The 11,930-nt window shown below is 73.6% G+C and carries 14 protein-coding genes; 11 read left to right on the forward strand and 3 right to left on the reverse strand.

Annotated elements, in window-relative coordinates:
• Positions 1-59: 59 nt before the first annotated feature.
• From E1265_RS09790 to E1265_RS09800, 3 genes are read right to left on the reverse strand one after another with little or no spacing between them, the layout of a single operon-like run.
• Entirely contained in the window at positions 60-1,082 is a 1,023-nt protein-coding gene (locus tag E1265_RS09790) for an ABC transporter substrate-binding protein (protein ID WP_132929863.1), read from the reverse strand.
• A complete protein-coding gene (locus E1265_RS09795) occupies positions 1,079-1,900 on the reverse strand; it encodes an ABC transporter ATP-binding protein (RefSeq protein ID WP_132929864.1) in 822 nt (273 codons plus the stop codon). Before E1265_RS09795 ends, E1265_RS09790 begins: the two co-directional genes overlap by 4 nt.
• Positions 1,897-2,988 carry an iron ABC transporter permease gene (locus tag E1265_RS09800; protein ID WP_207931027.1) on the reverse strand — a complete coding sequence of 364 codons (1,092 nt, stop codon included), beginning with the start codon at positions 2,986-2,988 and terminating at the stop codon, positions 1,897-1,899. The genes E1265_RS09795 and E1265_RS09800 overlap by 4 nt, the downstream gene beginning before the upstream one ends.
• Positions 2,989-3,357: 369 nt before the next feature.
• Here E1265_RS09800 and E1265_RS40260 point away from each other — a divergent pair, with 369 nt between their 5' ends.
• From E1265_RS40260 to E1265_RS09850, 11 genes are all read left to right on the forward strand, one after another.
• Positions 3,358-3,660: an ABC transporter ATP-binding protein gene (locus tag E1265_RS40260; protein WP_279571417.1), complete on the forward strand. Its 303-nt coding sequence runs from the start codon at positions 3,358-3,360 to the stop codon at positions 3,658-3,660.
• Between the two features lie 345 nt (positions 3,661-4,005).
• On the forward strand, positions 4,006-4,161 hold the full coding sequence (locus tag E1265_RS38810; protein WP_243740646.1) for a hypothetical protein: 156 nt from the start codon (positions 4,006-4,008) through the stop codon (positions 4,159-4,161).
• 21 nt (positions 4,162-4,182) lie between these two features.
• Positions 4,183-4,314: a hypothetical protein gene (locus E1265_RS40265; RefSeq protein WP_279571418.1), complete on the forward strand. Its 132-nt coding sequence runs from the start codon at positions 4,183-4,185 to the stop codon at positions 4,312-4,314.
• 92 nt (positions 4,315-4,406) lie between these two features.
• Positions 4,407-5,090, forward strand: coding sequence for a hypothetical protein (locus tag E1265_RS38815; RefSeq protein ID WP_132929867.1), 684 nt, complete (start codon positions 4,407-4,409; stop codon positions 5,088-5,090).
• Positions 5,091-5,204: 114 nt separating this feature from the next.
• Positions 5,205-5,777, forward strand: a complete 573-nt coding sequence (locus tag E1265_RS09820; protein ID WP_243740647.1) for a sigma-70 family RNA polymerase sigma factor — start codon at positions 5,205-5,207, stop codon at positions 5,775-5,777.
• A gap of 141 nt (positions 5,778-5,918) precedes the next feature.
• A complete protein-coding gene (locus E1265_RS09825) occupies positions 5,919-6,998 on the forward strand; it encodes an ABC transporter substrate-binding protein (RefSeq protein ID WP_132929869.1) in 1,080 nt (359 codons plus the stop codon).
• The gene (locus E1265_RS09830) at positions 6,999-8,060 is read left to right on the forward strand and encodes an iron ABC transporter permease (RefSeq protein ID WP_132929870.1); all 1,062 of its coding nucleotides are present in this window, start codon (positions 6,999-7,001) and stop codon (positions 8,058-8,060) included.
• A complete protein-coding gene (locus tag E1265_RS09835; protein WP_132929871.1) occupies positions 8,057-8,854 on the forward strand; it encodes an ABC transporter ATP-binding protein in 798 nt (265 codons plus the stop codon). The genes E1265_RS09830 and E1265_RS09835 overlap by 4 nt, the downstream gene beginning before the upstream one ends.
• Positions 8,851-9,072: a hypothetical protein gene (locus tag E1265_RS09840; RefSeq protein ID WP_132929872.1), complete on the forward strand. Its 222-nt coding sequence runs from the start codon at positions 8,851-8,853 to the stop codon at positions 9,070-9,072. Before E1265_RS09835 ends, E1265_RS09840 begins: the two co-directional genes overlap by 4 nt.
• Positions 9,073-9,131: 59 nt before the next feature.
• Entirely contained in the window at positions 9,132-11,333 is a 2,202-nt protein-coding gene (locus E1265_RS09845) for a cation-translocating P-type ATPase (RefSeq protein ID WP_132929876.1), read from the forward strand.
• Positions 11,330-11,818, forward strand: coding sequence for a copper chaperone PCu(A)C (locus tag E1265_RS09850; protein WP_132929873.1), 489 nt, complete (start codon positions 11,330-11,332; stop codon positions 11,816-11,818). Before E1265_RS09845 ends, E1265_RS09850 begins: the two co-directional genes overlap by 4 nt.
• The last annotated feature ends 112 nt before the right edge of the window (positions 11,819-11,930 follow it).

Here is an 11,930-nt window from a genome sequence, read left to right on the forward strand (position 1 = left end):
GGGAGCGTCGGCGGCCGCCCGGCGGAGGCGCCGGGCGGCCGCCGACACGGCGTCGGGCGTCAGAACGCCTCGGGGTACAGCGCCGCGGCGATGTCCGTGACCGCGTCGACGTTGCCGAGCGTGCCGGGGTAGACGTCCGAGGCCGAGATGGCGACGAGGCGGTCGTTCCGCACCGCGTCGAGGTCGGGGAAGGTGCGCGTCAGGTAGTCGCGGGTGGCCTGCTCGTGCTCGGGGCTGTTAACCGTGAAGACGAGAGCCTCCGGGTCGCGTTCGGCGAGCACCTCGGGATTGATCTGGGCGGCGAAGAAGTCGGCGAACGCGGCGTCGTCCGGCCCGAAGACGTTCTCGCCGCCGGCCCGCGCGATGATGTCGTACTCGATGCCGGCGCCGATCGCGGAGAGCGTGCTGCCTTCGACGTAGACCTGTGCGACCGTCACGGGTTCCTGGTCCGAGACGCGCGCGGCGACGTCGTCCAGTTCCGCCCGGGCCTCCTCCGCGAGCCCGGCCGCGGCCTCGGCCACGCCGAGGGCACGCCCGAGGGCTTCCAGGTCGGTGAAGAGGTCGTCGACCGTGCCGGTCATCCGGCGATCCGCGCACCCGCCGGTGGCGATGTAGGCGGCCACGCCGGCCTCGTCGAGTTGCTCGATGCTGGCGAAGCCCTGCTCGGCGGTGAACTCGTAGGCGGTGGGCGCGAACACGAAGTCGGGCGCGGCCTGAAGCAGCACCTCTCGTGTCGGCGGCGCGTCCTCGCTCAGCACCGGGATGTCCTCGGCCTCGGCCCGCAGGTCGTCGGGCAGCGGCGCGGTGGCGGTCTGCGCCTGGCCGACCATCCGGTCGCCAAGACCCAGGCGCAGCAGCAACTCCGTCTGGGACGGGCTCAGGCCCACGATGGCCTCGGGGGCCCCCGGGAGGACGACCTCGCGGTCGCAGTTGGTCAGCACCGTCGGCTGCTCGCCGCCGGCGCCCTCGCCGTCCGCCTCGGGCTCGGTGACCCCCGAGCCACAGGCGGTCAGCGTCAGAAGGCCGAGGGAGGCCAGGGCTGTCCCGGTGGCGGCGAACCGGGAGGGGAGGCGGCGGGTCATGACATGTGCTCCTTGGCTGAGTGCTCGGACGTCGGGGTGCGCGACGCGGGGGATGGCGGGGAGGAGAAGGCGATCAGGGGCCGTCCGGTCGCCGGGTGGCTGAGCAGGTGCGCCTGGACGCCGAAGACCTCGCGGATCAGTTCGGGCGTCAACACCTCCGCCGGGGGACCGTGGGCGACGATCCGCCCCGCCCGCATGACGGCGACGACGTCGCAGTGGGCCGCCGCCAGGTTCAGATCGTGTAGTGCGGCGAGCGTGGTCAGTCCCAGCTCGCCGATGATGCGCATGAGTTCGAGCTGGAAGGAGACGTCCAGGTGGTTGGTCGGCTCGTCGAGCACCAGTACCTGGCTCTCCTGCACCAGGGCACGCGCCAGCAGCACCCGCTGCTTCTCGCCGCCCGAAAGACCGGCGAAGGGCCGTCCCGCGAGGTCGGTCGCGCCGACACGGGCGAGGGCGCGGTCGGCGAGTGCCAGGTCGCGAGGGGAGTCGCCCCCGAAGCCGCGCTGGTGGGGCAGGCGGCCGAGGAGCACGACATCGAGTACGTCGAGGTCGAAGTCGGCGGTGGTCTCCTGGGTCATGACGGCGACCTGCCGCGCCACGGTCCGCGGCGGCAGCCGCCACACGTCCCGCCCGTCGATGCCGACCGTGCCGGACTCGGGCCTGGTCACCCGGTAGAGGCTGCGCAGCAGCGTGGACTTTCCGCTGCCGTTGGGGCCCACGAGACCGGCGATCTGGCCCGGCGCCACACTGAACGTCGCGCCGTGCACGACGCGCGTGCCGCCCGGCGCGACGGCGACATCCGTGAAGTCGACCCTCATCGCAGCATCCCCGCCCTGGCCGCGCGCCCCTGGCGTATCAGCCAGAGGAAGCAGGGAGCGCCCACCACGGCGGTGACGATGCCGATGGGGATCTCGGTGGGCGCGGCGACGGTACGCGCGAGCACGTCGGCGGCCATCAGGAAGAGAGCGCCGCCCAGGATGGCGACGGACAGCATGCGGCGGTGGTCGGCGCCGACAAGGATGCGGGCGGCGTGCGGGATGACGAGACCGACGAAACCGATGCCGCCGCTGACCGCCACGACGGCCCCGGTCAGCAGGGAGGCGGCGATCACCAGGTTCCCGCGCAGCCGGTTGACGTTGACGCCCAGGGCGGTGGCGTTCTCGTCGCCGACCAGCAGGGCGTTGAGGGCCCGGGCGTTCGCCAGGGCGTAGAGCGCGACCGCGGCGAGCGCCGCGGCCGGGACCGTGAGTTGGTCCATGGTGGCCGCCGAGACGCTGCCCAGCAGGAAGAAGAGCACGCTGAAGACGTTCTGGGCCTCGGTGGTCAGGGTCAGGTAGCTGGTCACCGCGCTGAGGAGGGAGCCGAGGGCCACGCCGGCGAGGATCATGCGTGTCGGTGCCAGCACCCCCTGCTGACGGGCCAGCAGGTAGACGGCGGCGGTCGCGCCAAGCGCGCCGAGGAACGCCGCACCGCTGAGCGGGAGCCCACCCACGGCGGCCGAGCCCAGGGTGATCACGGACACCGCGCCGACACTGGCTCCTGCCGAGACCCCCAGCACGTAGGGCTCAGCCAACGGATTGCGCACCGCCGCCTGCATCAGCGCCCCGGCCAGCGCGAGACCGGCCCCGGCCAGGCCGGCCAGCAGGGTGCGTGGCAGCCGGAACTGCCACACGGTCTGGTCCTGGAGTCGGGTGATCGAACCGTCCCTCATCCAGGGGGCGTCGGGGATGAGGTGGCCGATGATGACGCGGACGGCATCGGCCACCCCGACATCGGCCGGGCCGGTGGCGGCGGAGATGACGATGGTGGCCAGGATGGCGAGCGCGAGGAAGAGCTGCGCGCCGACCAGCACCCCGGGGGGCCGGCGTCGCCCCCGCTGTCTCGCGGCCTGTCTCGTGGCGGACAACGACGCGCCTCCTGCGATTGAAAACCGTTTTCGTAACCGTATCCACTGGGCAGGCAGGCGGGCAACGGGTTGCGCGGGGGTGTGAAGACGATCACCAAGCGTCCGCCCTGCCGGGCCGTGGCGGGGGTTTCGGCGGACTCCGCCGGGCGGCGTACCAACCGCCGGCGCCATCAGTTCGCCGCGACCACCGTGCTGTATGCCGTGTTGGCGGTCGGTCACGTCTTCCTGCGGACGGAGAGGCGCCTGCCGAGGGCGGAGCCGCGTCGACGCCCTCTCGCCCTGGCAGCGCGCCAGGCGACTGGCGATCGCCCTGACCGAGCAGGTCGACATGAGGCTGTCGAGCGTCGAGGCGGTGGCACGCTCGGCCGGGTGCCGCACCGGTCGTGGCTCGGCCGGGGCGGGGCAGGGGACCGCGCCGCGGTCGACCGGGCGCTGGCCGACGCCGGGGTCGAGGCGCTGCGCCACCGGCTGCTGGGCGACCTGTCCGACGGCGAGCGGCAGCGGGTGATGGTGGCGCGTGCCCTCGCGCAGGAGCCCTCGGTGCTGGTGCTCGACGAGCCCACGGCCTTCCTCGACGTGGCCCGCCGTGTTACGACCTGCTCGGCACAGTGGTCGAGGGCCGGGACCAGCAAGGGCGGCTCAACGAGGAGGAGTTGGTCGTCCTCGGCGTGACGCTGCTCTACGCGGGACTTGAGACCACCTCCAACCACATCGGCAACTTCACCCACAGCCTGCTCACCCACCCCGACCAGCTCGCCGCGCTGCGCGCCGACCCGGGGCTGCTGGACCGGGCCGTCGACGAACTGCTGCGCCACACGCCCACGGTCACCTCGGCCGGCTTCACCCGCATCGCGCTGGAGGACGTCGCACTGGGCGGCGCGCTGGTACGGACCGGGGAGGCGGTCATGGTGCAGATCGACGTCGCCAACCGCGACGAGCGGGTCTTCAACCGCGCCGAGGAACTGGACATCACGCGCCGGCCCAACCCGCACCTGGCTTTCGGGACCGCACTACTGCGTGGCCGCGCAACTGGCCAAGGCCGAGCTGCGCGTCGCCATCGGGTCGCTGCTGTGCCGCTTCCCCAACCTGCGGCTCGCGCTCTCCGAAGGGGAGCTGGACTGGCGGCGCGGCCGGATGGTGCGGGGTCTCGACCGGCTCCCCGTTACCTGGTGACCGCCGTCACGCCGGTTCCGCTTGGCGCGGCAGCTGCTGCTCGTGGGCTGGTTCCTGCCGCTCTTCGGTATTCCGCTCGCGGTCTTCCTGGCCCTGGACACCGTGGTGGGGCACTTTCTGCGTCGGCGGAAGGCGGGGCTCGGCGCCGGGTAGCCGGAGCCCTGAGCCGTCTCGTGTCGGGTGGTCGCCTTCGGGACCACCCGGCACTCCAGCCCACAGCAGGTCAATGGGACGATGCGGGAGTCATGAGAGCGGGTCCGGTGGTGCGGGCGGCGCGGGCCTCGGTGTTCGCGGCGCTGTGCGTGCTGCTGTCAGCGCTGGGGCATCAGATGATGTCCGGCCACCCCGTTCCGTGGTTCACCCTCGTGGCCGGCTTCGCCGTGACGACCGTGGGAGCGTGGGCATTCGCGCGCCGCGAACGCGGTCCCGGCACCGTGATCATCGGAACGCTCGCCGCCCAGGGGCTGCTGCACACCGCGTTCTCCCGCACGGCCGGACACGGCGCGCCCAGCGGCGCGAGGTCCGCGCCGGAGTGGGCCGACCTGCTGCTGTGCGGGCCGCCCAACGACGGTTCGATGTCTCAGGGCGAGGCCGCTGAGTTGTTGCACCACGCCGGCCTCGGCCACCTCGCGGCGGCGGCACCGTCCCACGGCGGCGGGCAGCCGGGCGGGATGCTCGCGGCCCATGTCCTGGCGGCGGTGCTGAGCGCGGTGTGGCTGTCGGGCGGTGAGCGCGCCGTCTTCCGCCTGCTGCGCGCCACCACGCGGTGGCTGCTCGCCCCGATGCGGTGGCTGTTCTCGCCCTGCCCCGTCGTGGCGCCTCCAGCGCGCCCCGTCCGTTTCGCGCACTCCGCCCAGGTGCTGCGCCGGCTGCTTCTCGTTCGGGTCGTCCCTTCGCGCGGCCCACCGGTGGCGCCGGCTGTCCGCTGACAGCACGGCACCACCCCGGGATCGCGGCCGACCGGCCGCGCCCGGCTCCCCTGACTCACCGGCGCGTACCCGCCTGCGTGCGGGCACGCCGGTCCACGCGAAGGACACCACACAGTGGAACCCACCACCCGTTATCGCGCTGCCCCGACACGGGACGATGCAGCCGTGACCCGCTGGGCGCTGGCGGCCGGCGCCGGGGACGAGAGCGCGGTCGAGCGCTTCGTCGCGGCCACCCGCCCCGACGTCCGGCGGTTCGTCACCCACCTGACCGGCGATCCGCAGGGCGCGGACGACCTCACCCAGGAGACCTTCCTGCGCGCCCTGCGGGCCCTGCCGCGCTTCGAAGGCAGGTCGTCCGCCCGCACCTGGCTGTTGTCGATTGCCCGCCGGGTCGTCGTCGACCGCGTCCGGTATGACAGGGCCAGGCCCGTTCTGGTCTCCACCGACGCCTGGCAGTACCTGGCGGAGGCGGCACAACCCCGCCACGTCCCCGGTGTCGACGAGGGCGTGGTCATCGAGGACCTGGTGGCGAAGCTGCCGGCGGAGCGCCGGCAGGCGTTCCTGCTGACCCAACTCCTCGGCCTGCCCTACGCGGAGGTCGCGACGGTCTCGGACTGCCCGGTCGGCACCGTCCGCTCCCGGGTGAACCGGGCCAGGCGCACGTTGACCGCCCAGTTGCTCGCCTGATCGCGGACCGGCGCGGCGTGGTCGGCGCCACCGGAAGCTCGGTGGCGCCGACCACGGGAACCCGCGACTCGAGGACCCCGACTACTGAGACGAGCCGGCGGAGGCAGAGCGCCGGATGGTGCGAAAGTCGGAGGAGGGACCATGCGTCGTTGGGCGATCGCCTGTGGGGTCGCGCTGCTGACCGTCGTGGTGGCGGGATGCGGTGGCGAGGTGGACGGCGGCTCGTCCGCCGCGGGTGGGGAGGGCGGCGACGGCACGGCGGGCGGTGGCTTCCCCGTGACGGTCACTGACTGCGCCGGGGCGGGGACGGTGTTCGAATCGAGTCCCGAGCGGATCGTCACCAGCAACGCGTCCAGCCTGGAGATGCTGCTGCGGCTCGGCGCCGGTGACCGGGTGATCGGCACCGGCTTCCCGCCGGGCGCCGGCTATCTCCCCGGCGAACTGGACGCCCAGGCCCAGGCGGTTCCCGTGCTCGGCGAGGGCGTCATCGACAAGGAGACGTTGCTCGGCTCGGGCGCCGACCTGTACATCGACACCTTCGGATCGATGGACGGCATGGACGGGATGGGCGGCTTCCCCACCGAGGAGGAGTTCGCCGCGGCCGGCATCGACCACATGTTCCTGCTGTCCACGGCCTGTGCCGCCGCGCTCGACGGGCCGCGCGAGGACCTGGCCGCGGTGACGGAGGACATCCGCCGTCTTGGCGCCGTCACCGGTACGACGGAGCGGGCCGAGGAGCTGATCGGCGAGATGACCGGGCGGCTGGAGCGGGTCGGCGAGGTGGTGGCGGACGTGCCGGCCGAGGACCGTCCCTCGTACTGGATCTACGACTTCGACGCCAGCGCCGAGCAACCGATGGCGGTGTGCAACCGGCAGGTCGCCAACGCCGTGCTGACCCTCGCCGGGGTGCGCAACGTCTTCGCCGACTGCGACACCGACTACCAGCCCTCCTCTTGGGAGGACGTCGTCGCCGGTGACCCCGACTGGATCCAGATCGCGGTACGCAACCGCGGTGACGCGGCGGCCACCGAGGCCGCGTTCGACGAGGCCGAGCAGTCCCTGCGCGACCATCCAGCCACCCGCGACCTGACCGCCGTGCGGGAGGGACGCTTCCTCCGCATCGGGTTGGAGGCCACCACCATCGCCGGGGTCCGCAACGCCGAGACCGTCGAGACCATCGCCGAGACCGTGTACGCCGACCGCTTCGCGGACGCCGGCTAGATGACCGCCACCGCCAAGGCCGCCGGGCGCACGGCCCGCCGGCTGCGACCCGGACCGCTCGCGCTGGCACTCGTCCTGCTGCTGCTCGCCGCGCTGACCGCCGGGGTCAGCCTCGGCACGACGGACATCGCCCCCGGCGAGGTCTGGGGCGTCGTCGGCCGCCGGCTCACCGGGCAGGAGGTCAAACCCGGCACCGACGACCTGATCGTCTGGCAACTACGGCTACCCCGCGCTCTGCTGGCCGCACTGGTCGGGGCCGGGCTCGGCCTGGTGGGCACGGCGGTGCAGGCGCTGGTGCGCAACCCGCTCGCCGACCCCTACCTGCTCGGCGTCTCCAGCGGCGCCTCGCTCGGCGCGGTCGCCGCGATCGTGCTGGGCGCCGGGGCCGGTGGGCTGCTTGGCCTCGGTCTCTCGTCGGCCGCGTTCTGCGGCGCGCTGCTGTCGTTCGCGCTGGTGTGGACGTTCACCCGGCGCGAGCGCGGGTTCTCCGCGCTCCGCCTGGTGCTCGTCGGCGTCGCGGTGGGGCAGTTCCTGTCCGGCGTCACCAGCTACCTGGTGCTGCGGGCCGGCGACCAGCAACGCACCCAGAGCGTGTTGTTCTGGCTGATGGGCAGCCTCGGCGGCGCCACCTGGGAACGCCTGGCGCTGCCGGCCCTCACCGTCGCCTGCGGTCTGGTGTTCCTGCTGGCCCGCGCCCGGGGACTCAACACGCTGCTGATGGGTGACGAGACCGCGGCCGGGCTCGGCGTCGACCCGCGCCGGCTGCGCCGCGAACTGTTCGTCGTCACCAGCGTGCTGACCGGCGTGCTGGTGTCGGTCTCCGGCGCCATCGGCTTCGTCGGACTGCTGGTGCCCCACCTGTGTCGGCTGCTGGTCGGTGGCGACCACCGCAGGATGCTGCCGCTGTCCGCCCTCACCGGCGCGCTGCTGCTCACGGTCGTCGACCTGGTGTGCCGCACCGCGCTGCCCGCCCAGGAACTCCCGATCGGCGTGGTCACCGCCCTGCTCGGCGCGCCCGCGCTCCTGTACCTGCTCGACCGACGGCTTGCGAGGTCCGTGTGAAAGTGGAGATCGAGGACCTGCGGGTCACGCTCGGCGGGCGCGACGTGCTGGCCGGCGTTCATCTGCTGGCGCGCGACGGCGAGATCGCCGGCCTGGTGGGGCCCAACGGCAGCGGCAAGTCGACGCTGCTGCGCACCGTCTACCGCCACCTGCGGCCGGCCGCCGGCCGGGTGCTGCTGGACGGCGAGGACGTCTCCCTCATGTCCGCGGCCCGCGCCGCCCGCCGGGTGGCCGCTCTGCCGCAGGAGCGCGGCAGCGACTTCCACCTCACCGTCCGCGAGGTGGTCGCCATGGGCCGCACCCCGCACCAGCGGCCCCTCGCCGGGGACAGCACGGCCGACATCGCGGCCGTCGACGAGGCGTTGACCGCGGTCGGCATGGCGACGGCCGCCGAGCGCGACTTCGCCACCCTCTCCGGCGGCGAACGACAACGCGCCCTGCTGGCCAGGGCGTTCGCCCAGGAGCCCCGGGTGCTGGTGCTCGACGAGCCCACAAACCACCTCGACGTCCGCCACCAGGTGGAACTGCTCACGCTGCTCCGCGCCCACCGGCGCACCACCCTGGTCGCCCTGCACGACCTGAACGCCGCCGCCTCGGTCTGCGACCGGCTGCACGTGCTGGGCGACGGTCGGCTGCTGGCCTCCGGACCGCCGGCCGAGGTGCTGACCGCCGAACTGCTGGAGCGCGTCTTCGGCGTCCACGCCGCCGTGACCAAGCACCCACTCAACGGCGACCCGCTCATCGCCTTCGACCACCGTCGGGTCCCGACCCCTGAGAAGGAGATCCTCCCGTGAAGTCACCGAAGCTGCCGGGCCCACCGCCCTCGGTGTACGCCTTCGTCCTCCTGCTCGCCCTGGTGTTCGCGGCGTCCTACGCCGTCGGCAACATGGTCGGCCCGGTGGCCCCCGGCATGCGCGAGCGGCCGTCGGGCGAGGAGCCCGAGCAGTCCGAACACGGCGGCGGTGGTGGGCACAGCCTGCCCGCGCCCGACACCACGGCGGTGACGTGGTGAGCACCGCGCCCCAGGTCGCGCCCGTCGACAAGGAACTGACCGACCTGGAGATCGGCGGCATGACCTGCGCCGCCTGCGTCAGCCGGGTCGAACGCAAACTGGCCAAGCTCGACGGGGTCACCGCCAGCGTCAACCTCGCCACCCACCGGGCCCGTGTCACCCACCCGGCCGAGGTGAGCGTCGCCCAGCTGATCGAGGCCATCGAGGCCGCCGGCTACACCGCCCAACAGCCCGAACCGGAACCGCTGGCGGTCCACGACCGCCAGGCCACCGAGACCGTGGCGTTGCGCCGGCTCCTCCTGGTGTGGGCGATGTCCCTGCCGGTCCTCGCGCTGTCCATGGTGCCGCCCTGGCAGTTCCGGAACTGGCAGTGGCTGTGCTTCGCGCTCGCCGCCTACGTCGCCGTCTGGGGCGCCTGGCCCTTCCACCAGCGGGCGGTGCGCGGGCTGCGGCACGGCTCGGCCAGCATGGACACCCTGGTCTCGCTCGGCGTGGCCGCGTCGTTCGTCTGGTCCGGCTACGCGCTGTTCCTCGGCGGCGCCGGCACGCCCGGCATGACCATGCCATTCAGTCTGCTGCCCGACACCTCGCCCAACGTTGCCCACCTCTACCTCGAAGGGGCCGTCGCCGTCCCGGCGTTCGTGCTGCTCGGCCGCCACCTGGAGAACCGGACACGCCACGACTCCGGCTCCGCCCTGCACGCCCTCGCCGAGCTCGCCACCCACGACGTCACCGTCCTCGACGGCGGCGAACGGCGCCGCGTCCCCGTGTCCGAGCTGCGGGTCGGCGACCGCTTCCTCGTCGGGCCCGGCGACCGCGTCGCCACCGACGGCGTGGTGGAGGCCGGCGGCGGCGCCGTCGACCTCTCCCTCATCACCGGTGAGAGCCGCCCCGTCGAGGTCTCGCCGGGCGAGCCGGTGGCCGGCGGCGCCGTCAACTCCGGTGCCGTGCTGGAGGTACGGGTCACGGCCGTCGGCAGTGACACCCAACTCGCCCGCATCACGCGGATGGTGGAGGAGGCCCAGACCCGCAAGGCGGGCGTGCAGCGGCTCGCCGACGCCGTCAGCGCCCGCTTCGTGCCCGTCGTCCTCACCCTCGCGGCCACCGTCCTCGGCTACTGGCTCGGCGCGGGCGCCGCCCCCGAGGCCGCGGTCACCGCTGCCGTCGCCGTGCTGGTGGTCGCCTGCCCCTGCGCCCTCGGCCTGGCCACCCCCACCGCGCTGCTCGCCGCGACCGGCCGGGGCGCCAGGATGGGCGTGCTGATCAGCGGCCCTACCGCGCTCGAAGCGCTGCGCGACGTCGACACCATCGTGCTCGACAAGACCGGCACCCTCACCGAGGGCCGGCTGACGGTCACCGAGGTGACGGCCGGCGAGGGCGTCGACGCCGACCGGACGCTGGCGCTCGCCGGCGCCGTCGAGTCCGCCTCCGGGCACCCCCTCGCCCGTGCGATCGTCCGCGAGGCGCGCCGCGTGGCGCCCGACGATCCGCCGCTCGCGGCCACCGCCGTGGAACAGACCCCGGGGCTCGGCGTGCGCGGCGAGGTGGAAGGACACCTGGTGCGCGTCGTCCAACCTGCCACGTCGCTCCCCACCAGGCTCGCCGAGGCCGTGGCGCGCGCCGACGCGGCCGGCGCGACGGCCGCCCTCGTCACCGTCGACGGCAAGCCCCAGGCCGTCATCACCCTGGCCGACCGCCTCCGGTCCGACACCTACCGGGCCATCCACCACCTCAGGCGCCTCGGACTGCGCCCGGTGCTGGCCACCGGCGACCGGGAAGCCCCCGCGGCGGTAGTGGCGGCCGACGCCGGCATCACCGAGGTGCATGCCGGCCTGAGCCCTGAGAAGAAGGCCGCGCTGGTCGCCGACCTACAACGCCGAGGTGCCCGCGTCGCGTTCGTCGGCGACGGCGTCAACGACGCCGCCGCGCTGGCCGGCGCCGACCTGGGCATCGCCCTGGCCAGCGGCACCGACGCCGCCGTCGCCGCCGCCGATGTCACGCTCGCTCGCGAGGACGTGCACGTCATCTCCGACGCGATCCGGCTGGCCCGCGCCACGCTGACCACCATCCGCACCAACCTCGCCTGGGCCTTCGGCTACAACGTGGTGACCGTGCCGCTGGCCATGCTCGGCCTGCTCAACCCGATGATCGCCGCCGCCGCCATGTCGGCGAGCTCGCTGCTCGTCGTCGCCAACAGCCTCACGCTGCGCGGCTGGCAGGCGCCCCGGCGGGATGGCCTGACCACGCGGAGGACGGCATGAGATCGATCACCGCCAGGCTCCGCGAGGGCCTGCGGGCCGCCGTCGCCCCCCTGGTTGCCTGCGGGCTGGCACTGACCGGGCTCACCGCCTGGACGCTCAGCGGACAGGCCGGCCGCCTGGCCGAGCTGACGGTGACCGACGCCCGGGTGTGGACCGCCCCCAACCCGGCCGTCACGGTCGCCTTCTTCACCGTCACCAACACCGGCGAGGGCGCCGACGAGCTGGTGGCCGTCACCTCGCCGCTGTCCGACGACATCATGCTGAGCCGCTCGGCCCCCGCCACCGAGAGCGCGGGCACCATGGAGATGCTCGAATCGGTACCCATCGGCCCTGGTGAGGTGCTGGAGATGACCCCGCTGACCCTGGACGTCATGGTGCGCCGGCCCCAGCACGTCGCGGTCGGCGACCAGGTGCCGTTCACCCTGCACTTCCGGGACAGCCCCAGCGTCACGGTGCGGGCCGAGGTCATGGCCCCGGGAAGCTGAGTCTCGCTGTCCGGTACGGGGCCAGGGTGGTGGTTGTTGTCAGCTGGTGGGCTGGGGTTGGTTGGGGGTCTGGTCGTTGTTCTCGGGGGTTTGGCCGTGGGCGGGTGTGTGT

The sequence above is a fragment of the Streptomyces sp. 8K308 genome (assembly GCF_004348315.1).
In the GTDB taxonomy this organism is placed as follows: Bacteria; Actinomycetota; Actinomycetes; order Streptomycetales; family Streptomycetaceae; genus Streptomyces.

What these genes read in the sequence shown, in the direction of transcription:
- E1265_RS09790 (WP_132929863.1), bottom strand. Translation starts at nt 1,082, where the DNA reads ATGACCCGCCGCCTCCCCTCCCGGTTCGCCGCCACCGGGACAGCCCTG.
- E1265_RS09795 (WP_132929864.1), bottom strand. Translation starts at nt 1,900, where the DNA reads ATGAGGGTCGACTTCACGGATGTCGCCGTCGCGCCGGGCGGCACGCGC.
- E1265_RS38815 (WP_132929867.1), top strand. Translation starts at nt 4,407, where the DNA reads ATGAGAGCGGGTCCGGTGGTGCGGGCGGCGCGGGCCTCGGTGTTCGCG.
- E1265_RS09825 (WP_132929869.1), top strand. Translation starts at nt 5,919, where the DNA reads ATGCGTCGTTGGGCGATCGCCTGTGGGGTCGCGCTGCTGACCGTCGTG.
- E1265_RS09830 (WP_132929870.1), top strand. Translation starts at nt 6,999, where the DNA reads ATGACCGCCACCGCCAAGGCCGCCGGGCGCACGGCCCGCCGGCTGCGA.
- E1265_RS09845 (WP_132929876.1), top strand. Translation starts at nt 9,132, where the DNA reads ATGACCTGCGCCGCCTGCGTCAGCCGGGTCGAACGCAAACTGGCCAAG.
- E1265_RS09850 (WP_132929873.1), top strand. Translation starts at nt 11,330, where the DNA reads ATGAGATCGATCACCGCCAGGCTCCGCGAGGGCCTGCGGGCCGCCGTC.